The sequence below is a fragment of the Micromonospora sp. H61 genome, assembly GCF_018070325.1.
Lineage (GTDB): Bacteria > Actinomycetota > Actinomycetes > Mycobacteriales > Micromonosporaceae > Micromonospora > Micromonospora salmantinae.
On the sequence record NZ_JAGPXY010000050.1, the window covers coordinates 1 to 25,074 of the forward strand.

At 71.3% G+C, this 25,074-nt stretch carries 20 protein-coding genes and 1 pseudogene; 7 read left to right on the forward strand and 14 right to left on the reverse strand.

Annotated elements, in window-relative coordinates; translation table 11 throughout:
* Positions 1-168: 168 nt before the first annotated feature.
* The 3 genes and pseudogenes from KBX08_RS22485 to map form a co-directional block, all read right to left on the reverse strand.
* Positions 169-1,824, reverse strand: a complete 1,656-nt coding sequence (locus tag KBX08_RS22485; protein ID WP_247669865.1) for a sulfatase-like hydrolase/transferase — start codon at positions 1,822-1,824, stop codon at positions 169-171.
* Positions 1,825-2,126: 302 nt separating this feature from the next.
* Positions 2,127-2,819: pseudogene (locus KBX08_RS22490) on the reverse strand (CDP-alcohol phosphatidyltransferase family protein); the annotation flags it as partial.
* A 186-nt stretch (positions 2,820-3,005) separates the two neighbouring features.
* Positions 3,006-3,779 carry a type I methionyl aminopeptidase gene (gene map / locus KBX08_RS22495; protein WP_210785396.1) on the reverse strand — a complete coding sequence of 258 codons (774 nt, stop codon included), beginning with the start codon at positions 3,777-3,779 and terminating at the stop codon, positions 3,006-3,008.
* A gap of 65 nt (positions 3,780-3,844) precedes the next feature.
* Between map and KBX08_RS22500 the strand changes: the two genes are divergently transcribed.
* Entirely contained in the window at positions 3,845-4,147 is a 303-nt protein-coding gene (locus KBX08_RS22500) for a helix-turn-helix domain-containing protein (protein ID WP_210785397.1), read from the forward strand.
* Positions 4,148-4,341: 194 nt separating this feature from the next.
* Complete coding sequence (locus KBX08_RS22505; protein ID WP_210785432.1) at positions 4,342-5,196, forward strand: aldo/keto reductase; 855 nt, start codon at positions 4,342-4,344, stop codon at positions 5,194-5,196.
* Positions 5,197-5,370: 174 nt separating this feature from the next.
* Here KBX08_RS22505 and KBX08_RS22510 read toward each other — a convergent pair whose 3' ends face one another.
* On the reverse strand, positions 5,371-6,543 hold the full coding sequence (locus KBX08_RS22510; RefSeq protein ID WP_210785398.1) for a beta-propeller fold lactonase family protein: 1,173 nt from the start codon (positions 6,541-6,543) through the stop codon (positions 5,371-5,373).
* A gap of 275 nt (positions 6,544-6,818) precedes the next feature.
* Positions 6,819-7,568, reverse strand: coding sequence for a glyoxalase (locus tag KBX08_RS22515; RefSeq protein WP_210785399.1), 750 nt, complete (start codon positions 7,566-7,568; stop codon positions 6,819-6,821).
* 167 nt (positions 7,569-7,735) lie between these two features.
* On the opposite strand from KBX08_RS22515, the gene KBX08_RS22520 reads away from it, so the two are divergent.
* Genes KBX08_RS22520 through KBX08_RS22535 form a run of 4 tightly spaced genes read left to right on the forward strand, consistent with a single transcriptional unit; the run spans position 7,736 to position 10,990 of the window.
* Positions 7,736-8,662 (forward strand): hypothetical protein, encoded by a 927-nt coding sequence (locus KBX08_RS22520; protein ID WP_210785400.1) that lies wholly within the window; start codon positions 7,736-7,738, stop codon positions 8,660-8,662.
* Positions 8,659-9,111 (forward strand): ABA4-like family protein, encoded by a 453-nt coding sequence (locus tag KBX08_RS22525; protein ID WP_210785401.1) that lies wholly within the window; start codon positions 8,659-8,661, stop codon positions 9,109-9,111. Before KBX08_RS22520 ends, KBX08_RS22525 begins: the two co-directional genes overlap by 4 nt.
* Before the next feature lie 5 nt (positions 9,112-9,116).
* A complete protein-coding gene (locus KBX08_RS22530; RefSeq protein WP_210785402.1) occupies positions 9,117-10,367 on the forward strand; it encodes a sensor histidine kinase in 1,251 nt (416 codons plus the stop codon).
* The gene (locus KBX08_RS22535; protein WP_210785403.1) at positions 10,364-10,990 is read left to right on the forward strand and encodes a response regulator transcription factor; all 627 of its coding nucleotides are present in this window, start codon (positions 10,364-10,366) and stop codon (positions 10,988-10,990) included. Before KBX08_RS22530 ends, KBX08_RS22535 begins: the two co-directional genes overlap by 4 nt.
* 3 nt (positions 10,991-10,993) lie before the next feature.
* On the opposite strand, the gene KBX08_RS22540 is transcribed toward KBX08_RS22535, so the two are convergent.
* Positions 10,994-11,710, reverse strand: a complete 717-nt coding sequence (locus tag KBX08_RS22540) for a YoaK family protein (RefSeq protein ID WP_210785404.1) — start codon at positions 11,708-11,710, stop codon at positions 10,994-10,996.
* Between the two features lie 70 nt (positions 11,711-11,780).
* On the opposite strand from KBX08_RS22540, the gene KBX08_RS22545 reads away from it, so the two are divergent.
* Positions 11,781-12,461 carry a GntR family transcriptional regulator gene (locus KBX08_RS22545; RefSeq protein ID WP_210785405.1) on the forward strand — a complete coding sequence of 227 codons (681 nt, stop codon included), beginning with the start codon at positions 11,781-11,783 and terminating at the stop codon, positions 12,459-12,461.
* A 23-nt stretch (positions 12,462-12,484) separates the two neighbouring features.
* Here the strand turns inward: KBX08_RS22545 and KBX08_RS22550 are convergent, their stop codons facing one another.
* The 8 genes from KBX08_RS22550 to KBX08_RS22585 all read right to left on the reverse strand — a co-directional run bounded on the left by KBX08_RS22550 (position 12,485) and on the right by KBX08_RS22585 (position 25,067).
* The gene (locus tag KBX08_RS22550; RefSeq protein ID WP_210785406.1) at positions 12,485-14,275 is read right to left on the reverse strand and encodes a gamma-glutamyltransferase family protein; all 1,791 of its coding nucleotides are present in this window, start codon (positions 14,273-14,275) and stop codon (positions 12,485-12,487) included.
* Positions 14,272-15,303 carry an ABC transporter ATP-binding protein gene (locus KBX08_RS22555; RefSeq protein ID WP_210785407.1) on the reverse strand — a complete coding sequence of 344 codons (1,032 nt, stop codon included), beginning with the start codon at positions 15,301-15,303 and terminating at the stop codon, positions 14,272-14,274. The genes KBX08_RS22550 and KBX08_RS22555 overlap by 4 nt, the downstream gene beginning before the upstream one ends.
* Positions 15,300-16,187, reverse strand: a complete 888-nt coding sequence (locus KBX08_RS22560) for an ABC transporter permease (protein ID WP_238690068.1) — start codon at positions 16,185-16,187, stop codon at positions 15,300-15,302. Before KBX08_RS22560 ends, KBX08_RS22555 begins: the two co-directional genes overlap by 4 nt.
* Complete coding sequence (locus KBX08_RS22565; protein ID WP_091399352.1) at positions 16,184-17,140, reverse strand: ABC transporter permease; 957 nt, start codon at positions 17,138-17,140, stop codon at positions 16,184-16,186. Before KBX08_RS22565 ends, KBX08_RS22560 begins: the two co-directional genes overlap by 4 nt.
* A gap of 6 nt (positions 17,141-17,146) precedes the next feature.
* Positions 17,147-18,823, reverse strand: a complete 1,677-nt coding sequence (locus tag KBX08_RS22570) for an ABC transporter substrate-binding protein (RefSeq protein WP_210785408.1) — start codon at positions 18,821-18,823, stop codon at positions 17,147-17,149.
* Positions 18,824-18,940: 117 nt separating this feature from the next.
* On the reverse strand, positions 18,941-20,122 hold the full coding sequence (locus tag KBX08_RS22575; RefSeq protein ID WP_210785409.1) for an MFS transporter: 1,182 nt from the start codon (positions 20,120-20,122) through the stop codon (positions 18,941-18,943).
* A gap of 129 nt (positions 20,123-20,251) precedes the next feature.
* Complete coding sequence (locus tag KBX08_RS22580; protein ID WP_210785410.1) at positions 20,252-24,286, reverse strand: discoidin domain-containing protein; 4,035 nt, start codon at positions 24,284-24,286, stop codon at positions 20,252-20,254.
* A 169-nt stretch (positions 24,287-24,455) separates the two neighbouring features.
* Complete coding sequence (locus tag KBX08_RS22585; protein WP_307850607.1) at positions 24,456-25,067, reverse strand: TetR family transcriptional regulator; 612 nt, start codon at positions 25,065-25,067, stop codon at positions 24,456-24,458.
* Between the last annotated feature and the right edge of the window lie 7 nt (positions 25,068-25,074).

Below are 25,074 nucleotides of genomic sequence, written 5' to 3' on the forward strand. Positions count from 1 at the left end.
GCGGGAGTAGAAGGCGTCCATCCTCGCGTCCCGCTCGGGATCGCCGTAGTAGACGTCCAGCGACCGGTGCAGCAGGGACAGGGCCGGGTCGGTCCGGAGCGCGGCGATCCTGGTGTCGGTGGTAGCCGTCATCTGTCTGGGGTCCAGTCCGTGAGAGAGGTGGCCGGGTTACGGTCCGAAGGCGGTCAGGAACCGGTCCCGGAAGGCGTCCATTCGCCAGACCGGCGCCTGCGGTCCGGGCTTCAGCCCGTCCTGCCAGCCCCACCCGGAGATCCGGTCCAACACGGCCCGATCACGGGTGATGATCGAGATCGGCACGTCGTGGCTGGCGTTCTCGCCGGTGACGACGGCGGCGGGTTGGTGGTCACCGAGGACGATGAACACGAGGTCGTCGTCTCCGTAGGTCCGCACGTAGGAGATGAGCGCGCCGAGGGTGTACTCGATGGACTTTCGGTAGTCCGCCCGGATCTGGCCGGTGTTGCGGCGCTTGTCGTCCGACCTGCCCGCGCCGGCCCCACGGTAGACCGCGCCGTCGCCGACGTCGGCCCAGTCGAGCAGCGGCGGGACGGGCGTCCAGGGCGCGTGACTCGACACCAGCGCCAGCTCGGTCATCACGTTGCCGTCGCGCTTCGCCTGCTCCAGGCGCTGCCAGCTTGCCAGGGTGTACTGGTCGGGCGGGGTGCCGAAGCTGAACTTCGGGCCACGGTACGCGAGCGCCTTGGCGTCGTAGAACCGGTCGTAGCCGAAGAAGGAACCCTCCGGCCACGGCCTGGTGACGGCGGGCATCACGCCGACGGTCTGCCAGTTCGCCCGCCGGAAGGCGCCATTGAGGGTCATCCGGTCACTGGCCAGCAGGGTGCGGTGCCGCTGGTCGTTGTCGATCCAGAGGCCGGAGAGCAGCGTGTCGTGCGCGAGCCAACTGCCGCCGCCGAAGGTCGGCGAGGTGAGGAAGCCGCTCTGCGCGGCGAAACCCGCCGCGCTCAGCTCGCTGGCGCCGCGGTCGAGGACCGCACCGACCTGCGGCGCGAACTCCGGGTCCTCGACGGCGTCCCGGCCGTAGCTCTCCACGAAGGCGACCACCACGTCCTTGCCGCGCAGCGCGGTCAGTAGCTGGTCACCGGGGGTGTCGCCGAACCTGTCGTCCTCGATCAGCGCGCCGAACGTCTCGCGGTCGTCGAGGCGCAGGCGCACCTGGAAGCCGTGACCGTTGGCCAGTGTGGTCGCGGACGTGTCGGCGACCGGCACGCCCTCGACCACCCGCACGTTGAACGCGGCGCACGCCACCCAGACGACCACCAGCGCGGCCACGATCCGGGTGGTCCCGGTGCGGTGCCGGACCATCAGCCGCCGCAGTCGCCGCATCGACAGCGTGACCAGTGTGGGCAGACCCACGGCCACCACCGCCAGGGTGATGGCGACGCCGGTGGCGGCGGGTCGACCGTACGATTCGCTGAGGAAGGCGAACCCCTCGTCGAGCAGCGCCCAGTCGAGCACCGGGTCGAACGCCCGGCTCAGCGAGGCGGTGAACCCCAGGTCGAGCAGCTTCAACACTCCGAGCAGGCCGAGGGCCACGCCGGCCAGCGTCGCGACCAGTCGGCTGCCACGAGACGGCAGGGCGAGCAGGAGGGCCACGACAAGCAGCGCCTCCAGGGGGATCCGCGCGAACGCCGCCGGGCTGAGCCGGCCGAAGTCGTACGGCACGGTGAGGACGAGCAGCACGAGCAGCGCGGCGAGCACTGTCGACAGCCGGGCGGCGATGGAGCGTTTCGGCCGATCCTCGACGTCGGTGCCGTCGGCGGTGCCGTCCGAGACCTCGTCCCTCATCGCCCTCCGTCCCTGGTTCGGCAGCTGACGTACGCGCGTCAAGAGCGACAACCCGGGCATCCTTCCATGATCTTTGTTGGGCGCGGCATCCGGGCGGATCAGACGCGGGCGATCCCTCGTCGGGCCACGGCGACCGTGGGACGGTCCGACCACGGCAGCCCGTCCGTCCGGCCCGAGCCCAGCGCCGCTGCGGCGCTCGGGGCACTGTGGCTGACCGGGCTGCTCGCGTGGACCATCGCGACCGGGGCGTCGTGAATGTCCGGGGCGTGTCGGCTGCCCGCAGTGTCGTGGATGACGGTGCGGCGGAGGTGACGGGTCGTCCACAGCCACGCGACGTCACGCCCGAACGACTCGACCAGCAGCGCCAGTGACGCCAGCAGCACGACTGTCGTCAGCGGCCCGGGCAGCGCGTCGCCCATCGCCACCGTCAGCACCACGCCCTGGATGGCGGCGACGACCTTGCGCCAGTAGCGCGGCGGCAGGGATCCGCGCATCCACCCCACCACCCAGCTGGCGGCGACGAAGACGTACCGCATCGCGCCGATCACGAGCACCCAGCCACCCACCGTGGGGGCCACGTGCAGGCAGAGGACCAGGACCAGGAAGGAGTCGATCTCCATGTCGAAGCGCGCGCCGAGCTCGCTGGTGGTCCCGGTGCGGCGGGCCGTGTACCCGTCCACGGCGTCGAGGGCCAACGCCACGCTGGTGAGGACGACCATCAGGGTGACCGGCGCCGACCGGCCGAACGAGTCGGCGGCCAGGGCCGTCACGCCGCCGGCGAGGATCGCCCGGCTCAGGGTCACCCGGTCGGCCGGGCTGAGGGCATCCGCGCCCGAGCGGGACATCCCCCGGCTGAGCAGGGCGCACAGGACCACCCCGTACGCCAGCCCTGCCGCCCAGCCCGCCGCGCCCAGACCGACCGTCTCGGCCAGCACCGCCAGCAGGGCGATCTGCACGAGCAGTCCGATGAGCGGACCAGTTCGAACCGTTGACATCGTGCCTCCGTGACTCTGGTGGGTGACCCTGACCGTCATCACGGAAAATATGACCGATCGGTTCATTCTGAACGCGACCCGGCAGGGTGCCACGGAGGGACGTGCCCCTTCGGCGGCCGGTTAATCGTCCACGGTGGGCGGCACGGCGTCGGCTGAGCGATGAGGGCGTCGACAGTGCCGTACGGGTCAGGACGTCGGCAGGGTGAGCACGTCCGCGCCGTCGTCGGTGATGGCGATGGTGTGCTCGCTGTGCGCCGTCCGGCAGCCCGTCGCGCTGCGGAGGGTCCAGCCGTCGGCGTCGGTGACGAGCGTGGCGGTGTCCGCCATCACCCACGGCTCCAGCGCCAGCAGCAGCCCCGGGCGTAGCCGGTAGCCGCGACCGGGGCGCCCGGTGTTGGAGACGTGCGGGTCCTGGTGCATCGTCGATCCGACGCCGTGGCCGCCGAACTCCGTGTTGACCGAGTATCCCGCCGCCTTGAGAACCGAGCCGATCGCGTGGGAGAGGTCACCGATGGGAACGCCGGGGCCGGCGGCGGCGATCCCCGCCTGCAACGCGCGCTCGGTCGCGTCGATCAACGCGAGGCTCTCCGGGGGCCGCACGTCGCCCACGATGAAACTGATGGCCGAGTCGGCGACGACTCCACCCTGGGAGACGGCGAGGTCGAGCGAGAGCAGATCGCCGTCGGCGAGCGGGTAGTCGTACGGCAACCCGTGCAGCACGGCGTCGTTCACCGACGTACAGATGTAGTGGCCGAACGGCCCGCGCCCGAAGGATGGCTCGTAGTCGACGTAGCAGGACTGCGCTCCGGCCTCGGTGATCATGGCCTGCGCCCACCGGTCGATGTCCAGGAGGTTGGTGCCGACCACGCATCGGCTCTTCAGCGTCTGCAGGATGCCGGCGACCAGCGCGCCGGTGTCCTTCGCTCGCAGCACGTCGGCGGGGCTCAGGATCTCGATCATGCAGCGCCTTCCTCGGGAGACCAATAAGTATCCCGGCCATATTATCCCGGTACTAGAATCGGGGCATGGTCAGGTTGCCGCTCACTCCCGAAGAGCTCGAACGCGGACAGCGCCTCGGCGCGCTCCTGCGTCGAGCCCGTGGAGAGCGTTCGATGCTCCTCACCGCGCTGGACGCGGGCGTCTCGCCAGAGACCCTTCGAAAGATCGAGTCCGGCCGGATAGCCACCCCCGCCTTTCCGACCATCGCGGCGATCGCCGACGTCCTCGGCCTCTCCCTCGACGCCGTCTGGTCGGAGATCAACACGTCGGACGGCAGCGCCGAACTCCCCCGGCCGACGCGCACCGCGCGCGAACGGTTGGCGTCCTAGCGCGCGACGGTCTGTCGTCAGGGCGAAACGCGAATGCGGTCAGGACCCGAATGATCTGCCGGCTGTCACCGCGCTGCCGGCAAAGCGCTTCCCACGATAGATAACCTAACAGCGCCTCATCCCGATCGGTATCGGGCAGACGCCCGACTGCGCAGGTCAGTGGGGGTGGCTAGTTTCGCCCAATGCCCACCAACATGATCAGTGCGGAATCTGCGGGTACCTGGACGCTCGGCGACCTGAGCGTCAATCGGATCGGATTCGGCGCAATGCGCCTGACGGGTAACGGCGGCGCGCCGAGCGATCGCGCGCGGGTCATCGGACTGCTACGCCAAGCGGTCGACCTCGGTGTGAACCACCTCGACACGGCGGCGTTCTACTTCTCGCCGCTCCGGTCGGCCAACGAGCTGATCAACAGTGCACTGTCGCCGTACGCCGACGACCTGGTCATCACCACGAAGGTCGGACCGGGCCGCGACCCCTCGGGAGAGTGGCTGCCGCTGGCCCGGCCGGATCAGCTGCGCGGACAGGTCGAGGAGAACCTGCGCCAACTCGGCCGCGACCATCTGGATGTCGTGAACCTGCGCCAAGACGGACTGGACTCGGTGGCGGAGCACTTCGGCGCGCTGGCCGAGCTACGTGACGCCGGACTCATCCGGCATCTCGGCCTGTCCAACATCCGTCCGCACCACCTCGCGCAGGCGCAGGCGATCGCCCCGGTGGTCTGCGTGCAGAACACGTACGGTGTCGACACCCGACGTACGCAGGATCAGCTTGTGCGTACCTGCGGTGAACAGAACATCGCATTCGTGCCGTTCTTCGCGATCGCCGGCGACCGACGTGAGGCCGGCGGCGTAGCCACCAACACGGCAGTGGAGGCGATCGCGCGCACGCACGGCGCGACGCCGGCACAGGTGCGGATCGCCTGGACCCTCAGCCGCGGCCCGCACCTGCTGGCCATCCCCGGTACCGGCAACCCCGATCACCTGGTCGAGAACCTGGCCGCCGGGGCGCTGGCCCTGTCGCCGGACGAGTTGGCCAGCCTCGATTAGCGGCCCCCGGCGGGATTTCAGCCCCGCCACGACCTCGACGGAAGGTCTGTCACCGTGCAGGCAGCGACAACACCCGATCCAGCGTCCCAGCTGACCGGGCTCAGCGGAGGCCGTCCGGAGACCGGCGAGAGCTGGTCCCGGTCGACGAACGACCGGGACCAGCGGGTGGTGCGCTCAGGAGGCGGCGATGCCCTCCATGCCGATGCCGTCGGCGAACTTCGGCAGACCCTCCACTGTGGTGACGAGATTCAGCGACCCGTCATCGTGCACCTTGTAGCCCTGCACGTTGCCGGCGGTGGCGTTCTGCACGTACAGGAAGCCGTCGCTGGTGGTCATGTCGATCGACCCGCCGTTGGTGTCGGCGGCGACGTTCTTGACGAGTTCGAGCTTGCCGTGGTCGTCGACCCGGTAGGAGCTGATGGTGGAGCTGCCGGCGTTGGCGACGAAGAAGTAGTCGCCGACGCGCTGGATCCAGCACGTCGCCTGCTGGCCGTTGGGCACCGACGGGCCGACCTGGTCGAGCGCGCCGTCGTCCTCAAGTTCGAACCGGCTGACCGCGTTCGCACCCGACTCGGTGACCAGCAGCGAGTCATCGGTGTCGAAGGTGAAGCCGAACGGGGTGTTCCCCGCGTCGCTGATGACGGGGTTGCGGGACAGCTTGCCGTTGCGACCGATCTCGTAGCTGAACATGACGTTGGCGGCCTTCGTCGACACCAGGACGAACTCGCTGTCCGGGTCGATCTTGACCTGGGCCGGGGCGGTCCCGAACGCGGGCGGGTTGCCGTTGTGCAGCCCGAGCGACCGGTTGGCGTCCTCGATCCGCGACAGACGCCCCTTGTGCAGCTCGAAGCCCTGCACCGAGCCCTCGCCGCCGGCGTTGAGGACGTAGACGAGGTCGCCACGGGCCGCGACGCTGACCGGCAGCAGGCCGCCGGACCAGATGACCTGGAGCTTGTGCAGCTTGGTGCCCTCGACGCGGAAGACCGTCACGGTGTTGCTGCCGGCGTTCACCGCGAACAGCAGTCCGCGGTGGTAGGTCAGGGAGCCCTGCGAGGCCAGCGCGTCGAGCGGCGCGCCGATGGTGAAGCCGCCCAGCCCGCCGGTCTCGTACTCGCCCGCCTTGGTCAGACGGCCGTCCTCGTCGCGGTCGTACACCTTGATGGTGTTGCCCTCGGCCTTGTTGGTCTGGACGAAGACCGCGCCCTCGTCGCCGTGGTGGTATTCACCCCCCTTGGGGTCGTCGTGGTACCCGGGGCCACCGCCATCGGCGAAGGCGGCCCCGGGGATCGATCCGATGCTGGTCAGACCTGCCAGGAGGGCTGCCGCGAGCGCGACACTGCGCTTCATCACTGACTCCTTGTGCACCCGAAGGGAGGATTATGAGTTTTCCTCTCCTTCGAAAGCTATCGGAGCAGCTAGGTGCGTTCGCCTTACTTACCCTAAAGCGGTAATTTTGTGCCGTTCCGTGGAATGGCGAGACGTACGCGCGAATATGACCTACTGGGAAGCGGACCTTCGTCGCGTCAGGGGCAGGAACTCGGCGGTCAGACTGATCAGCGCCCGGGCGCGTTCGAGGGTCCTGACCGCGGTCCACGCCCGATGAGGCGCGGAGAGGTCCGGGGTCAGCGCGGGCCGGGCCACCACGGTTCGAGGAGGGTGGGGTCGGCGACGTACTGCGCCACCTGCGTCCGCTGCTCCGAGGTCAGGGACAGCGCCTGGAGTCGGGCGCCCCACTCGGGCACCCGATCGGCCTTGTCCAACGCGGTGGCCAACTCGATCAGGCCGGCCAGCGCCATCGCCTGCTCGACCACCGGCGCGTCCTCGGCGTGGCGGCGCATCCCCGAGTCGAGCGCCCGATAGGCCGCCCGGTCGTCCATCTTGAACTCCCGCAGGATCCGCGCGTTGTCGAGCACCCGGGCCAGCCCGTCAAGCTGCTTCGACCCGCCGTACTCCACGTCCTCCGGCTCGTCCCGCTGGATGAAGACGATGGTGTTGCCCGACGGGTCGACGATGCTGAACCGCGACGCCCCGGCGCGGTAGCGGGTCATCCGGGGTAGCCCCTTGACCAGCACCTTGCCGTAGCTGCGGCGCATCGCCTCGGCGAACACCGCGTGGTACGACGCCACCGCGTCCACCATCACCAGGCAGCCGCCGGAATGCTCCTTCGCCGGGTCCAGGTCTTTGGGCGCCGGGCCGTAGTGCAGCTGGAACCCGCTCCAGGTGAACGCCAGATACACATATGGCTTGAGTTGCTCAAAAGCCACCTCGAACCCGAGAGCCCGCCAGAACGCCAGGGTCTCCTCCGGGGCCGCGCAGTGCAGCAGCGGCACTGTGGTCTCGTTCGGTCGGACCTGGTCCGCACTGACCTTCATGATTCGATCCCCGTCCGGTCGGCAGGCCGGCCATTGTGCCAGCACCACCCAGCGGCCTCGACGGGTTTCGTCTCCTACCCGGGGAGGAGGCGCGCTCCGACCACCGGCCACAACCGGGGCTCGGGGTCGGACGCGATCGGCGGGAGCGGCCACGAGCATCTACAGACATGACTACCGTTGTGCGCCGGGCGACGCGCTGGAACCGCCCACTGATGTTCCTGGTATCCGTGATGGCGGTGCTCGGCGTCGTCGCCGTCGTCGGCATCCTCGTCGACCCGCGGGTCCTCACCGGGGCGCCGATCTGGCTCAAGCCGTTCAAGTTCGCGGTGTCGTTCGTGCTGTACGGCGCGACGCTCGCCTGGATGCTCTCCCTGCTGCCGCGACGCAGCCGGGCCGTCGAGTGGGCGGTCGTCGTCATCGTCGCGGTGGCGGTCGTCGAGAACGCGTGGATCGTTGGTCAGGTGATCCGCGGGCAGGCCAGCCACTTCAACGACAGCACCCCGCTGAACACCGCGCTGTTCGCGACGATGGGCGCGGCGATCATGGTGCTGTTCTTCGCGCACCTCGTCATTGGGATCGTGGTCCTGATCCAGCGGATCCCCGACCGCGTCGCCGCGACCGCCGTCGGGTGGGGGCTCGGCCTGTCCTCGCTGGGCATGCTCGCGGCGGTGCCGATGGCGTTGCCGATGCAGGACCCGGGGATCGAGGGGATCGGTGGGGCGCACAGCGTCGGCGTGCCCGACGGTGGGCCGGGGTTGCCGATCGTCGGCTGGAGCACCACCGGCGGTGACCTGCGGATCGGGCACTTCGTCGGGCTGCACGCCCTCCAGGCGTTGCCGATCCTGGCGATCCTGCTGAGCCGGTTCGCGACCCGGTTGGACGAGCGCACCCGCGCCCGGCTGCTGGTCGTCGCGGGCGGCGCGTACGGCGTACTCACCGTGCTGTTGACCTGGCAGGCCCTGCGCGAACAGCCGCTGCTGCGGCCGGACGCCGTCACGCTCGCCGCGGTCGCGGCCCTGGTGGTCGCGACGGCGACCGCGACCGGACGGGTGCTGGCCCGGCGACGTCGCCCGGAACTGGCGCTGGCCGCGTGACCGCGACGCTGTTCTCCCTGACGTTCGCGGTGGCCGCGCCGTTCTGGGCGCTGATGATCCTGCTGCCGCGCTGGTCGTGGACCGCCCGGATCATCGCCTCGCCGCTGATCGTGCTGCCGGTCGTGGTGATCTACGCGCTGCTGGTGCTTCCGGCGTTCGGCGACGTGCTGCCGGCCGTGGCGTCGCCGACCCTGGCCGGGGTGCGCGACCTGCTCGGCACCTCCGCCGGGGCCGCGGCGGGTTGGGCACACATGATCGCGTTCGATCTGTTCGTCGGACGGTGGGCGTGGTTGGACAGCCGCGATCGGGGGGTGCCGGCGCTGGTGATGGCTCCGGTGCTGCTGCTGACCATCCTGCTCGGACCGCTCGGCCTGGCCGCGTACCTCGCGGTCCGGACCCGGTGGCGGCAGCCGGCGGCCGTCGCCACCGGCTCGCAGCACCTAGGCTGACCACCGTGAGCTGGCCGGGGCGACTGTTCGACATGCGGGACGCGCTCGTGCGGATGGCGCTGCTCGACCTCGCTGGGCTGGGCTACCTGTTCTTCGTCCCGCACTCCGCCAGCACGCCCACGACGACACAGTGGATCCTCGCGGTCCTCGCGTTCACCGTGGGGCTGGCGGTGCACCGCTGGCCGGTGGTCAACCTGCTGGCGCAGGCCGCCCTGCTGACGGTCGCGATCCGCCTGCTCGACGACCTCACCATCAACCAGGTTGGCGCGAGTTGGGCCCTGCTCGAGGTCACCATGCGGGCGCGCAGCCCCCGGACCATCTGGATGTCCGCCGCGCTGCTGGTCGTGGTCGACCTGACCGACTCGGTCGGCGACGCGGTCGGCCAGGTCGCCTCGGCCGTCGTCGGGCTGGCCCTGGAGGTCGGTGTGCCGGTGCTGCTCGGTCTCGTCATCCGCACCAACCGGGAGCTGAGTCGGCAGGCCGTGGAGCGGGCGGTGGCCGAGCAGCGCCAGCACGAGTCGGAGAGTCGTGCGGCCCGCGCCGACGAACGCAGCGCCATCGCCCGCGAACTGCACGACGTGGTCGCGCACCACGTGGCGTCGATGGTCCTGCGGGTCGGCGTGGCCCGGCACGTGCTCACCGACCTGGACCCGCGGGTGGGCGAGGTCTTCGACGACGTGCACGGCACCGGCACCTCGGCCCTCGCGGAGCTGCGCCGGCTGGTCGCGGTGCTGCGCAACCCCGACGGGGTACGCGGCGACGCGGCGCTGACCGCGATCGAACCGTCGGCGCTGCCGGCGGCGATCGGCGCGTCCATCGACCGGGCCCGGCAGGCGGGTGTCACTGTGGAGGCCGATCTCGACCCGGCGATCGGTTCACTCGACGCGGTGCGCGGCATGGCGGTGCTGCGACTGACCCAGGAGGCGCTGACAAACGTGGCCAAACACGCGGGGACGTCCGCGCTCGCGCACCTCGTGGTGGCTGTCCGGGACGGCTGCGTGCACTGGGAGGTCACCGACAACGGGCGCGGTGGGGTGCCGGCGGGCGTTCCGGCCGGTGGCGGGCACGGCATCACCGGGATGCGGGAACGCGTCGAGGTCCTCGGCGGCCGGCTGGACGCCGGCCCGACCGGCGCCGGGTGGCGGGTGCGAACCGTCCGTGCGGCCGTGGCCGCCGCGCCCGCCGACGCGCCGGTCGGGTCGGTGCCCCGCGAGCGGGAGGCGTCGGCCGGGTCGCCCGCGCCGGAGCCGGCGTGATCCGGGTGCTGCTGGTCGACGACCAGCACCTCATCCGGGCCGGGCTGCGCATGCTCTGCGACGCCCAACCCGACATCGAGGTCGTCGGCGAGGCCGACAACGGCCGTGAGGCGATCCCGCTGGCCGGGCGGCTCCTCCCCGACGTCGTCGTCATGGACCTGCGGATGCCCGGTGTCGACGGGATCACCGCTACCAGCCGGATCCTCGCCGAACGCCCCGCCGCCCGCGTCCTGGTGCTGACGACGTTCGGCGACGACGACCACCTCTACCCCGCGCTGACCGCGGGAGCGTGCGGGTTCCTGCTCAAGGACGCGCCCCCGACCGAGCTGCTGGACGGCATCCGCCGGGCCGCCGTCGGTGACAGCCCGTTCAGCCCGGAGGTGCTGCGCCGCCTCGTGCAGCGCGCGGTGCACGCCCGCCCCGGGTCACCACCGGCCCTGCCGGGCCTGACCGCCCGGGAACGGGACGTGCTCAACCTGGTCGCCGAGGGCCTGTCCAACACCGAGATCGCCGACCGGCTCCACATCGGTGTCACCACCGTCAAGACCCACATCACCAGCCTGATGACCAAGACCGACAGCCCCAACCGGGTACGTCTGGCCCTGTTCGCTCGCGGTGTCTGACGCTCAGGTCCGCATCCGCGCGGACACGGCGACGACGAGCACCAGCGGCACTATCAGCAGGGCCGGGGCGACGACAGGCAGGTGCAGGGCGACAAGGGCGCCGACCGCCGCGCCGACCATGAGGGCCAGCAGCACCTGAGCCTTGGGTCGCAGGCTGGCCCAGGGGCTGCGCGCGGCGACCCCGGCGATCAGGCTGGTGAGGGTGCCGGTCAGGTACGTGGAGGACAGGCCGGACACGCCGAAGCGTTGGATGGCACTGCTCTGCACGCCCAGCGCGACCGCGGACAGCATCAGCAGCGCCAGGTGGACACCCGCGTCCGGGGTGTGCAGGGTGACCTCCCAGACGACGGCGAACACCACGAACACCGACAGCTCCAGGACCAGCGCCCAGGTGACCCGCCGGGGCCAGACGGGATCGTCGGGCTGTGCCGAGCCGACGACGCGGGCGCCCGCGAGGACACCGACGATGAAGCTGACGATGGCGCAGCCCGACGTCAGAGCCAGGTCGGCTTCGCCCCGGCCGGCGGAGAGCCCGAGCAGGACCATGTTGCCGGTCATCACGCTGGCGAAGGCGCCGCCGAGGGCGAGGAAACCGAGAGCGTCGGCGCTCCCGGTGAGGAAGGTGAGGACGACGACGAGCACCTGCCGTCGCCGCAGCAGGCGCTCGTCTCGGCGCGGGGTGACGTGGGGGTGGGTGACGCGGGGCGCTGTGCTCGACACTGTCGGCCACCTTCCAGTAATTGTTCTTCGTATACACTTTGTCCGGACACGTTCACGGAGAGGCGACCAGGTGGCTGAAGACCTACGGGACAAGCTCGGCGCGCAACACCTGCCGCTGCGAGATCAGGTCCTCGCCGCGCTGCGGACCGCCATCATCGACGGCGACTACCTGCCCGGGGAGCGGCTGACCGAGGACCGGCTCGCCGAGGACTTCGGCGTCTCCCGCAACCCCGTCCGGGAGGCGCTGCGCGTCGCCGAGGCGGAGGGGTTCGTCGTGATCCTCCCCCGCCGGGGAGCGGTAGTCGCCTCACCGAGCAGCGGGACCATCACCGACATGTTCGCCGTGCGCGAGCGCCTGGAGGCGCTGGCCGCCCGGCTGGCCGCCGAGCGGGCCACAGCGGCCGACGTGGCGTCCCTACGGGCCCTGCTCGACCAGGGCCGCGAGGCGACGCAGCGCCAGGACCTGGCCCGGGTCGCCGAACTGAACAGCACACTGCACCTGCGCATCCTCCAGATCAGCGGAAACCCCTGGCTGTCGTCGATCGCCAAGTCGCTCTACCTCCATGTCCAGTGGGTCTTCCGGCTCGGGGCGGCCGAACGCGCGCCACACTCGTGGGCCGAGCACATCCAACTCGTCGACGCCATCGAGTCAGGCGACGGTGACCGCGCCGAGCGGGCCGCGCTCGACCACCTCGACGCGGCATCCGCCGCGGCGTACGAGAACGCCGAAGGCGGCTACGGCACGCGCTGACGGGCACCCGGCTGCGGCATGCGCTACCGGCCGCACGCGTAGCCCTGCATCCCCCGGGGGTTCGCGCCGGCCGCCAGCACTCCCGTCGCCGGGTCACGGGTCACCGCGCAGAGCCGACCGAGGCTCCACCCGTCGGTGACCCGCACCTCGTGCCCGTACGCCCGCAGCGCCGCCAGCACACCCTCGTCGAGCCGGTCCTCCACCACCAGGACACCGGGTTCCATGTCGCGCGGATAGAACGACCCCGGCAGGCTGACCGTGTGCCACGCCGGCGCGTCGATGGCCTCCTGAAGGCTCTGCCCACCGACGAGGTGCCGCAGCAGGAACGGCAACTGCCACTGGTCCTGCTGGTCGCCACCGGGGGTGCCGCAGGCCAGCACCGGCTCACCGTCGCGGTGCACCATCGTCGGGCTCAACGTCGTACGCGGGCGACGGCCCGGCGCCAGCGACGAGGCGAGCCCCTCCTCCAGCCAGAACATCTGCAGCCTGCTGCCCAGCGGAAAGCCCAGCTCCGGGATCGTCGGGGAACTCTGCAACCAGCCGCCGCTGGGCGTCGCGGAGATCATGTTGCCCCAGCGGTCGACCACGTCCACGTGACAGGTGTCGCCCCGGGTCACCCCGTCCGACTGCACTGTCGGCTCTCCCGTGGTGGCATCCGTCGGCCCGGTACGCCGACCGGCACCGGGCCGGACGTGGGCGGGCAGGCGCGGCTGCGCCCCGTCCGGACGCCCCGGCCGCAGCTCCGCCGACGCGCGATCACCGATCAGGGCGGCCCGCTCCCGCGCGTACTGCGGCGACAGCAGCGCCTTGGCGGGCACGTCGGCCCCGTCGCCGTACCATGCCTCCCGGTCGGCGAAGGCGAGCTTGAGCGCCTCGACCTGGGCGTGCACACCCGCCGCGGTCGCCGGGTCGTACGCGCCCGGGTCGTCGAGCGCGTCCAGTGTGGCCAGGGACTCCAGCAGCACCGGGCCCTGACCCCAGAAACCGGTCTTCGCCACCGAGTAGCCGTGCCAGTCGAGGGTGGCGGGCGGCTCCCAGCTCGCCGAGTACGCCGCCAGGTCGTCGCCGGTGACCAGCCCGGCGTGCGGGCGGCCACTGGAGTCCTGGAACGGCCGTCGGCTGAACGCGTCGATCGCCTCGGCGACGAAACCCGTGCTCCAGGCCCGGCGCGCGGCCTCGATCTGGGCCTCCCGGTCGGTGCCGGCCGCCCGTCCCGCCTCGACGAGCCGGCGCAGGGTGTCCGCGTACGCCGGGTTGGTGACCAACTCCCCGGCGCCCGGTGGTCGGCCGCCGCGCAGCCAGAGCGCGGCGGAGGTGGGCCAGTGTTCCTCGAACAACGACCGGACGGCCGCCACCGTGTCACCGACGCGGGCCACCAACGGGTGCCCGGCGCCGGCGTAGCCGATCGCCGGCTCCAGCACCTCGGCGAGGGTGAGCGTGCCGTGCTCGCGCAGCAGCAGGAGCCAGGCGTCCACCGCGCCGGGTACGGCCGCCGCGAGCGGCCCGGCACCCGGGATGAGGTCCATCCCGAGGGACCGGAAGTGCGCGATGGTGGCGCCGGCCGGCGCCGGCCCCTGCCCGCACAGCACCTTCGGTCGGGGGTCCCGTGCGGTGGCCACGATGGCCGGCACCTCGCCACCCGGCCCGTTCAGGTGCGGCTCGACGACGTGCAGGACGAACCCGGCGGTGACAGCGGCGTCGAAGGCGTTGCCCCCGCGTTCCAGGATGCCCATCGCCGCCTGGCTGGCGAGCCAGTGGGTGGAGGACACCATGCCGAAGGTGCCCTGCAACGTGGGTCGGGTGGTGAACGTCATGACAACACCTCACTGGGGTCTGCGGTACGAACGTCGGGGCCGGTGCCGTCCGGCCGGACCAGGTGGCACGCGGCCATGCCGTCGCCGATGGCGGTCTGCGCCGGCACCTCCGTCGCGCACCTGTCGAAGGCGAGCGGGCACCGGGTCCGGAACCGGCAACCGGACGGCGGGTCGAGCGCGGACGGCAGGTCGTCGCCGAGCAGCACGGGCTGACGGTGGCGCTGACGCACCGGGTCGGCCACCGGCGCGGCGGAGAGCAGCGCCTGCGTGTACGGGTGGGCGGGCCGGGCGAAGATCCGCTCGCGGCTGCCCGTCTCGACGAGTTGACCCAGGTACATGACCGCGATGTCGTCGGCCAGGTACTCGACGGCGGAGAGGTCGTGGGTGATGATGAGGACGCTCGTGCCGAGCCGGTCGCGCAGGTCCCGCAGCACCTGGAGGATGCCGGCCTGGACGGTGACGTCCAGCGCTGTGGTCGGTTCGTCGGCCACCAGCACCTTCGGGCCGCAGGCCACCGCCATCGCGATCATCACGCGCTGGCGCATGCCGCCGGAGAGTTGGTGCGGATAGTTGTCGACCCGCTGGGCGGCGGACGGGATCCCGACGAGCGTCAACAGCTCCATGGCGCGGGCCCGCGCCGCCCGTCGGGACATCCGCTCGTGAACCTGGAGCACCTCCCCGATCTGCCGCCCGACGGTGAGCACCGGGTTCAACGAGGTCATCGGTTCCTGGAAGATGTAGGCGATCTCCCGGCCACGGACCCGGCGCAGGGCCGACTCGCGGGCCCCGACCAGTTGGGTGCCGTCCAGGCGCACCGAACCGGTGACCCGGGCGCTGCCCGGCAGCAGCCCGGCGAGGCTCATCGCGGTGACGCTCTTTCCGCATCCCGACTCGCCCACCATCCCGACGATCTCCCCGGCGGCGAGGTCCAGGCTGACCCCGTCGACCGCCGAGACGGTGCCGGTCTCGGTCGGGAACGACACCGACAGGTCGCGGATCTCCAGCACGGGCGCGGAGGCGGTGGTCATCGCCGGTCTCCCTTCGGGTCGAGGGCGTCGCGCAGGGCGTCACCGAAGACGTTGAACGCCAGGGCCAGACCCATGATCACGACGCCGGGGAGGACGGCGGCCCACGGTGCGCGGGCGGCGAACTGCTGGGCGGTGGCCAGCATGGTGCCGAGACTGGGTGCCGGGGGCTGGATGCCGAGGCCGAGGAAGGACAGCACCGCCTCGCCGAGGATCGCGGCCGGGATGGCGACAGTGGCCTGCACCAGGATCACCGAGGTCGCGTTCGGCAGGATGTGCCGGGCCAGCACCCACAGGTCGCTCGCGCCGTCCACGACGGCCGCCGCGACGAAGTCCAGCGACTTGAGGCGCAGCGTGTCCGAGCGGACGACCCGGATCACCCCGGGGATCTGGGCGATGCCGATGGCCACCGCGGCGTTGCCGAGGCTGGCGCCCCGGATGGCCGCCAACCCCACCGCCATGATCAGAAACGGAAACGCCAGCAGCAGGTCGGTGAAGCGCGAGATCACCGCGTCCCAGGCCCGGAAGTAGCCGGCGGCGAGCCCGAGCGGCACGCCGATGACCAGCGACGTGGCCACCGCCAGGAGCCCGACCTGCAGCGACGCCCGAGCGCCGAGCATGATGCGGGAGAGGACGTCCCGGCCGAGGTCGTCGGTGCCCAGCAGGTGCCCGGCGGTGCCGGGAGGTGCGAACGTACGGGCGAAGTCGGTCTGGTCGACCGAGTAGGGCGCGAGCCAGGGCGAGAGCAGCGCGATGACACCCGCCAGCGCGAGCACGACGAAGCTCACCACGGCGAGCGGGTTGCGCCGCAGCCGCCGCAGCACCCGGGTACGCCTGGTGATGCTGGCGGTGCCGGTCTCCGCCATCGGTACGGTGAGGACGCTCATGCCGGATCTCCCGTCACCCGGATGCGTGGATCGATGACCGAGTAGAGCAGGTCCACGAAGAAGTTGATCACGATGTAGGCGGCCGCGGTGAGCAGGACGACGGCCTGGATCACCGGGTAGTCCCGTTGGAACACCGCGTCGATGGTCATCTTGCCGAAGCCCGGCAGCCCGAAGATCTGTTCGGTGACGACAGCGCCCGAGATCAGCCCGCCGAGTTGGAGACCCACGACGGTCACCACCACGATGAGGCTGTTCCGCAGGGCGTGCCGGGTGATGACGGCGCGCGGTCGCAGGCCCTTCGCCTTCGCCGTGCGCACGTAGTCGGAGGAGAGCGAATCCAGCATCGCCGACCGGGTCTGCCGCATGATGATGGCGGCCAGGCCGGTGCCGAGGATCACGGCCGGCAGGACGATGTGGTGCAGGTTGTCCACGGGGTCCTCCAGGATCGGCACGAAGCCGGAGGCGGGGAAGAGCCCGGTCGCCACGGACAGGTAGAGGATCGCCAGCAGCCCCAGCCAGAAGTGCGGCACCGACAGCCCGATCAGGGCCAGTCCGTTGGCGAGCCACTCCGCCGGACGTCCACGACGGACCGCCGCGAGCACCCCGGCGCCGACGCCGAGCGCCGCCGCGATGAGGATCGCCAGGACGGACAGTTCGACGGTCACCGGCAGGGCGGTCGTGAGCATCGACGAGACCGGTGTGCCGGTGCGGATGGACACCCCGAAGTCGCCCTGCGCCATGCGCTCCACGTACTGGGCGAACTGCACCGGCAGCGGCTGGTCCAGCCCGTAGTGCCGACGGATGGCCTCCAGCGCCTCCGGCGACCGGTCCTCTCCGGCCAGGGCGAGGGCCGGGTCGCCGGGGAGCGCCCGTACGCCGACGAAGACCACGATCGTCGACAACAGCAAGGTCAGCGCCGACTGCCAGGCGCGGGTGAGCAGATACCGGGCCACGACGGCCTACTTGCCGAAGCCGGCGAAGGCCGCCCGGATCACGCCGTCCGGGTAGACCTGGAGGCCCTGGATCTGCTTGCTGACGGCGGTCAGGTTGCGCTGCCGGTAGAGGTAGATCAGGGCGTCGTCCTGCTGAAGCAGTGTGACCGCCTGCCCGTACAGCTTCCTGCGCTCCTCGACGTCGCCGGCCTGTCGGGCCTGGGTCAGCAGGGTGTCGAGCTGCGGGTTGCTGTAGCCGGCGACGTTCTGGCTGGCGCCGGTGCCGACGAAGTTCGTGATGTTGGCGTCCGGGTCGATCCGTCCGCTCCAGCCCAGTTGCAGCAGCTCGAAGTTGCCGCGGTCCTGCTCGTCGAGGAGCGACGAGTACTCCACCGGGTTGATCTTCAGGTCGAATCCGCCGTCCTTGACCATGGACTGCAACGCCTGCGCGAGGCGCAGCGTGTCGGGGGTGTTCGAGGCGAGCATCGTGACCGTGTACGGCGTCTGCACGCCGGCCTCGGCCAGCAACTGCTTGGCCTTGGCGGGGTCGTGCGCCGGGCAGGTCTGCGCCTCGGGGGACGAGAACGTGCTCGCGGGTGAGATCGGGGAGCAGGCGGCGGCGTGCAGACCGTTGAAGACCGCGTCGACCAGGGCCTTGCGGTCGATGGCGTGCTCGAAGGCCTGCCGCACCTTGGCGTTCTGGGCGAGGGGGCGGTTGATGGGCTTGGCTGTGGTGCCGACGCCGTCGACGTTGCCGACGTTGATGGTCAGGCCCTGGTAGCCGAGGGACTGCGACTGGAGGACGGAGACCGCCGAGTCCTGCCGGAGCGAGGCGACGTCCTGGGTGGAGACCGAGTCGGCGACCTGCGCGTCGCCGGAGCGCAGGTTGGCGGCGCGGATGCTGGCGTCGGTGAGGATCCGCCACGAGATGGCGTCCAGGTGCACCTTGCTCGCGTCGTAGTAGTTGGGGTCCCGCACCACCTCGATGGAGTTCTGTGGCACCCGCTTCGCGAACTTGAAGGGGCCGACGCAGACCGGCGCCGAGGCGAAGTCGTCGCCCTTGGTCCGCAGCGCCTGCGCGCTCATGATCATGCCGGCCCGGTCGGCGAGGGCACCGAGCAGCGGTGCGAAGGGCTGCTTCAGCCGCAGGACGACGGTCTGCGCGTCCGGGGTGTCGACGCCGTCGATGGGGCCGAGTTCGCTCTTGCGCGCCGACCGGGCGTTGGTGAGGTGGCGTTGCAGGGTGGCCTTCACCGCGGCCGAGTCGAACGCCGTGCCGTCCGCGAAGCGCACGCCGGGCCGCAGTGGAATGGTCACCGTCCGGCCGTCGCCGCTCGTGGTGGGCAGGGCCGTCGCGAGCTGCGGTACGACCTGCGCCTGCTCGTTGACGTCGTAGAGCTTCTGGCACATGGCCTGGAAGACGTAGCGGGAGTAGAGGCTTCTCGACAGCGTCGGGTCCAGCGCGTCGGGCTCGGCGGAGAGGGCGATGACCAGTTTGCCGCCCTGCTTCACGGCGGCGGGGTCGGCGGGCGTGCCGAAGGAATCCTGGCCTGCCGACTGGCCGCCGCCGGACGGGTCGCCGCCTTCGTCGTTCGACACCGGTGAGCAGGCGACGACAGTGCAGACGACGACGGCCGCCGCCACGGCGGCCCGGAGCACCCGGCGGCGGGGCAGGTTCGTGTCGCGGACGGAGAGGTTCGTCATGGAGAGCTCCTCAAGTGGGCGATTCGGGGAGCGTATGTTGTATACGATGACCGCCGCAAGACCTCCGTGACTGGCTCATCAAGCGCCCCGCGTGCCCTGAACAGGCCCGGCCGGTGATCAGCTCGCGGGCCGAGTCCGGCCGCCCCGAACCAGGCTGAGCAGGACGACCAGCGCGAGCACCGCCACCACCGCACTGAAGACCTCGCCGGCCGGGCGCAGACCGATCGTCTGGATCAGCAGACCGACCCCGACCGCTGGCACACCGAGCATGGCGAACAGGATGGCGAAGAAGGTCGACACCGCCTCGGCCCGGTGCTGCGGTTCGGTCTTCATCGTGATCGTCGCGATGCCGTCGCCGACCGCCACCCCGGACGCGACCCCGATGATCGCCGCGCTGATGAGCAGCGTCGCCAGCAACGCCATCCACATGCTGAACGCGAGCACGCCCGCCCCCACGACCAGGCCGGCGCAGGCGCTGGCCAGCGCGGCGCGCGAGGACAGCACGCGGGTCAGCAGCTGACCGAACGCCGCGCCGGTGAACGCCACGAAGACCACCAGCGCGGCCAGCGTGTGTGAGGTCTCGTGCAGGACCATGCCGAGGAACAGCCCGCTCACCGACGTGAGCACCCCGAGGGCGGCGAAGCCCGCGCCGGCAGTGAGTGCCGAGCGGACGAAGTCCCCGCGGATGGTCGCCGGCACGTGCAACCGCTGCACCCGCAGGGTCACCGGCGAACGTTCCCGGACCGTCTCCGGCACTCCGCGCAGCGCGATGATCGCGACCACCGCCAGGATCAGCACGATCACCCAGGGCAGCCGCAGCGGCTCGGGTGCCAGGTCCGACACGATCCCGGACAGCAGGGTGCCGGCGGCCAGGCCGCCCAGGTTCGCGAAGATCGACACGGTGGCGGCCCGCTTCGGGTGCCGAGGGTCGATCAGCTCCGCCAACGCCGCTGTCGCCGCGCCGATGATCAGCGCGGCGGACAGCCCGGCGAGGATCCGACCCACGATGATCATCGCCAGGTCCACAGCGGCCAGGAACACGGCGTCGGCGGCGACCGAGAGCAGCAGCGCGATGAGGATGACCGGGCGTCGGCCGATCTGGTCGGAGAGCCGACCGAAGACCAGCAGCCCGACCACGACTCCCAGCGCGTACAGCGCGTAGACCACTGTCACTGTCAACGACGAGAAGCCGAACTCCAGCTCGTAGAGCGGGTAGAGCGGGGTCGGCACTGTGGTGCCCACGAGCGTGATCCAGAACGCGAACGCGACCCGCACCGCGCCGGACGGGGACCGTGTCACACGTACAGCATGAATCTCGGTCCCGAGCCGAGGTGCGGTAACGGACCTTAAACGCCCGCATCGGGTGGCAGCGCACGGGTCCACGGTGGGAGGCGGAGCCGTCACGGCGCCGCCTCCCACCGCGTACTCCTAGGAGTTGTACGCCTGCGCGGTCACCGTGACCTGGCGGGCGAGGCCCGGCCGGGCCGGCCAGGAGATCCGCACCTCGCGGCTCTCCCCCGGCAGGAGCCAGAAGTAGTTGTCGTCGTAGCGGGCCGGCAGGACCCGCTCACCGCCGTGGTCGCGCACGGCGAGCCGCACCAACGCGGCGACCGTACGACCCTGGTTGCGGACCGTCGTGGTGACGGTGTTGCGCCCGTCCACGACGCGTACGGTGCTCGACGACGTCGACAGTCGGGTGCTCGGCACGTCGTTGAGCGTCCGCAACTGCTCGGCCTTGTCGTAGCGCCAGTAGGTGTTCTCCGCGAGCAGCCGGTCGCGGCTGTCCCGCAGCTCCAGTCGCACCAGGTGCAGCCCGCCACCGTCCGGCGCGGCGAGCGGGAAGGCCGCCGTGGTGGCCGAGCGGGCCACGTCCACCCGCTGACGCTGGGCCGAACCCAGCGACCGGCCGCTCAGGTCGTACCGTCGGGCACTCACCGTGACCCCGCTCAGCGGCGCGGCGGTGTGGTTGACCACCCGGACCTGCCAGGTGCCCGGGTCGGCCTGGACGTGCACCGGCTCGCACCCCTTGCGGGCGCCGTAGTAGGCGCCGTTCACGTCGAGGTCGTAGTCGTAGGTCTGCCAGACCGTGCTGTGCCACGCCGGGTGCGACATCCACAGCAGCAGACCGGTGGCGTCCTGCCACAGGTTGGCGTTCCACGCCTCGAACATCGCGCGGTGGCTCTCGTAGTTGACGAACTGCGCCCGGGTGGCGAACTCGTCGAGCGAGTCGGACTCACCGAGCCGCGCGTCGATCGCCGCCTGGTACGTGCCGACACGCTGGTTACCGATGGTCGACCAGTCGTGGTAGTTCCACACCTCACCGATCGGCCACTCCGGCGCGTCACCGACGAGGTTGCGCATGCTCTCGACCACCGACACCACCGGCATGCCGATCTCGGTGTGGAAGCCGAACGAGTCCGCCTCGTAGATCGTCTTGTCGGTGTAGGTCGTCGGGTCGACCCAGCCGTACGGCCCACGCCCGCTCACGATGCCGCTGGCGGAGTTGGGGATGTAGAGGATCTCCGGGTGCTCGATGGAGACGGCTTGCTTGAGCCCGGCGTCGACGATCGGCGGCGGGTCCCCCTCGTTCGCGCCGCACCAGACGACGATGCTCGGGTGGTGGCGGAACCGCCGGATCGTGTCGGCGGCGATGTCGACGTAGCCGGGCGGGTTGGGCAGGAACGCGCCCGCCTGCCAGAAGTCGTTCCACACCAGGATGCCCTGCTCGTCGCAGGCCTGGTACAGCTCCTCGCGGTTGCTGCTGCCGAGCCAGTTGCGGATCATCGTGAAGTTCATGTCGCGGTGCATCTCGACGGTGTCGGCCAGCCGGTCGGGCAGCACCCGACGCAGCAGCTCGTCCCAGCCCCAGTTGCCGCCCCGGGCGAACACCGGCACACCGTTCACCGTGATCTTCAGCTCGGTGATCTTGTTGCTGACCGCCTTGACGTCGGTCCAGCGCTGCCCGTCGTCGGAGACCTGGATGACGAAGTCGCGGGCGTACGCCTGCTCCCAGACGATGGTGATCTGGTCGAAGCTGACCGGAGCGCCGAGGTCGACCTGGATCCACTGGTTGTCCTCGAACGTCGACGACCAGCGGGTCCGGGGGTTGCCGTCGACGGCCCGGTCCGGGCCGTTCGAGTCGCTGTCGGACGACGACGCGGTGGCGGTCCGGCGCAGGGCCAGGTCCACGTCCGGCTCGGCCTGACGCTGCACCGAGAGCGCCCACATGGACACGCCCCACGAGGTCACCCGCGCGCCGGTCTGGATGCGCAGGTGCTGGGCGGTCTGGCTGGCGAACGTCTCGACCTGGGTGGCCCGGCTGCCCAGCGGGGTGTCGTTGCTGACCGAGGTCACGTCGCTCCAGGCGTCCCCGTCGGCGGAGACCTGGACGCGGTAGTCCAGCGCGTACGCCTGCTCCCACACGATGGTGACCCGGTCGAAGTCGACAGCCGCGCCGAGGTCGACCTGGATCCACTGGTCGTCCTCGGCCTGCGAGGCCCAGCGGGTCGCCGCGTCGCCGTCGACGGCCCTACCGGGACCGTTGCCGTCGTTCTCCGAGGACGACGCGGTGGCGTCGCGGCGCAGGGCGAGATCCGGGCCGGTGCCGTCGGCCACCGACAGCGAGAACATCGAGATGCCCCAGCCGGTGGCGCGCTGGCCGGCCTGGACGCGGACGTGCCGGGCGTGCTGCCTGTCGAACGTGACCGTCTGGGTCGCCGCGCCGTCGACGAACTCCAGGGCGGGCTTGCCGGGCGGCGAGACGACGATCGGCTGGTGCCAGTCGTAGGCGAACTCGCGGACACCGAAGCGGAGCGCACGCCGGTCGCTGACCGAACGCTTCACTGTGGCGGTGAGCGTGAGGTCGTACAGGTGGGGGTCGCCGTAACCGTTGGGCCACCAGAGCCGGGGGTTGCGCAGCCGCAGCGCGCGGAAGCGCTCCGGCGTGAAGGTGACTGTGGTGCTCCCGCCGGCGGGGACGGTCACCGTGGACTCGACGCGTACCCTGTCGAACTCCGCGCGGACGGTGACAGTGGTGGCGCTGGTCGCCGCGTTGCGGACCGGCACCCGGATGGTGACCTCGGCGGTGTCGGTGTCGGGCAGGTCGGGCAGCGTGGTCTGCACGTGCGGGTCGCCGATGACCACGGCGCCGGTGCTGCGCAGGCGGACGTGGTCCCAGAGGCCGGTGACCCGGTCGCGGACGGCGGGCATCCAGTCCCACCCGGACACCGCCAGGTAGGTCGGCGCGTCGAGGTAGTGGTGGGCCGACTGGAGGAAGGTACGACCGTCGGGGCCCTTGTCGCCGGGGGTGCCCGGGTGCGGCATCGGGGTGACCCGGACGGCGAGGACGTGCTCGCCACGGTGACCGGCCAACGCGTCGGTGATGTCGAAGGCGGCCCGCGCGAACGGGTGCTTGACGCTGCCGACCTGCACGCCGTTGACCCAGGCGGTCGCCTCGTGGTTGATCCCGTCGAACTCCAGCCAGATCCGTCGGCCGGCCGAGGTGTCCAGGTCGCGCGGCAGCCGCAGCGCGCGCCGGTACCACCAGGTGTGGCGGGACAGCGCCTCCGGGATGCGCATGTTGTTGAAGCCGGCCACCGGGTCGGGCAGGTGACCCTGCTCGACCAGTGTGCCCAGCACGGTGCCGGGTACCGTCGCCGGCAGCCAGGACCGGACGTCGACGCCGGCGCGGGAGAGTTCGGCGCCGTCGGCGGTGCCGGCGAAGTCGTCCATCGTCAACGACCAGCCCGACTCCAGCGGCACCGTGCCGTCGGCGGCGACCCTCAGCTCGGGGGCCGGGCCGGTGTTGCCGCCCTCCCAACTGGTCCAGCCCTCGACCTTCGGCCGGCCGGCCAGCGGTACGCCGTAGACCTGGAAGCCGTTGAGGCCGACGGGGTTGCTGTTCGAGCGCTTCGTGGCGGTCATCCGGATCCACCGGGCGGTGACCGGCTCGGGCAGCTTGATGGTCTGCGTGCCGCCCTGGCCCTCGCTGGTCTCGTACACCGACCGCCAGGCACGGCCGTCGGTGGAGACCTCGATCCGGTACGCCGTCGCGGCGCTGGAGAGGATCTCGTCGCCGTCGGTGTCGGTGTAGTTGCCGTCGAACGGTCCGTCGGTGAGCGTGGCCTCGAAGACCAGGCAGACGGCCTCGATCCGGCACGGCGCCTGGAGGTCCACCGAGATCCACTGCGGATCGCCGGCGGCGGCACGCCATCCACTCCCCCGGACGCCGACCTGCGGCAGGCCGTCCACGGCGAAGGTGGCCGGCGTCGGCGCGTAGTCGGTCGAGGAGACCGTCACCGGGCGGTACCGGGCCAGGTCGGTGGCGGTGGGGGTGGCGGTCGGCGCCGGCACGGCGGCGGACGCGAGGGCGTCCGGGAGGGCCGCGGTCACCCCGACCGACGCCAGCAGCGTCGCGCCGGCGGAGAGGAAGGTACGCCGGGAAACCGGCGATGGCTCGGACATCTTGCCTCCAGAAATGACAACGTTGTCAGATGGCGGGGGTCTGTGACAACGTTGTCAGATGGTGGCCCGATGTTTCCCGAGAGTCAAGGGCCCGAGTCCATCGTGATTCCCCGAACACGTTCCGCAGCTGTTCCACTTCGGACATCGACGCGCGGGCGGACCGCCGGGGTCACTCCGGCTGCACGCTCAGCCCGTCCAGGGCGACAGTGAGCACGTGATCGCGCTGGTCGGCGCGGGGAAAGTGCCCGGAGGCAATGGCGCTGGTCAGGCGCATGACGTCGTCGATAGTCACGTCGGCGCGCACCTCGCGCGCCCGCTGGGCCCGCTCCAGCAGCGGCCCACCGGCGGCGTAGAGCGCCCGCCGGCACTCCAGGTAGGCGGTGGACTCCCGGTTCAGGCCGGCGGCCAGCGGTTGCTTCGCCCCGATGTACTCCACGAAGCGCCGCAGCCACGCGTACAGGCCGTCACGCGGGGCGAGGCTCTCAGCCTCCCCGGCGGTCGCGCACACCGCCTCGACCTCGGTGACGTAGACGTTCTCGATCAGCACTTCCCGGGTCGGGAAGTTGCGGTAGAGCGTCGCGATGCCCACCCCGGCGCGGCGGGCGATCTCCTCCAGCGGAGCCTCCGCGCCCTGCGCGGCGAAGGCGACCCGGGCCGCCGCCAGGATCGCGTCGTAGTTGCGGGCGGCGTCGGCCCGGTGCGGGCGGGCCACACGCAGGTGGGTGAGGGCCGTCACGATGCGGGTGTCTCCCAGCGCCAGCAACCGGAGGCCGGCTATCACTAGAGTG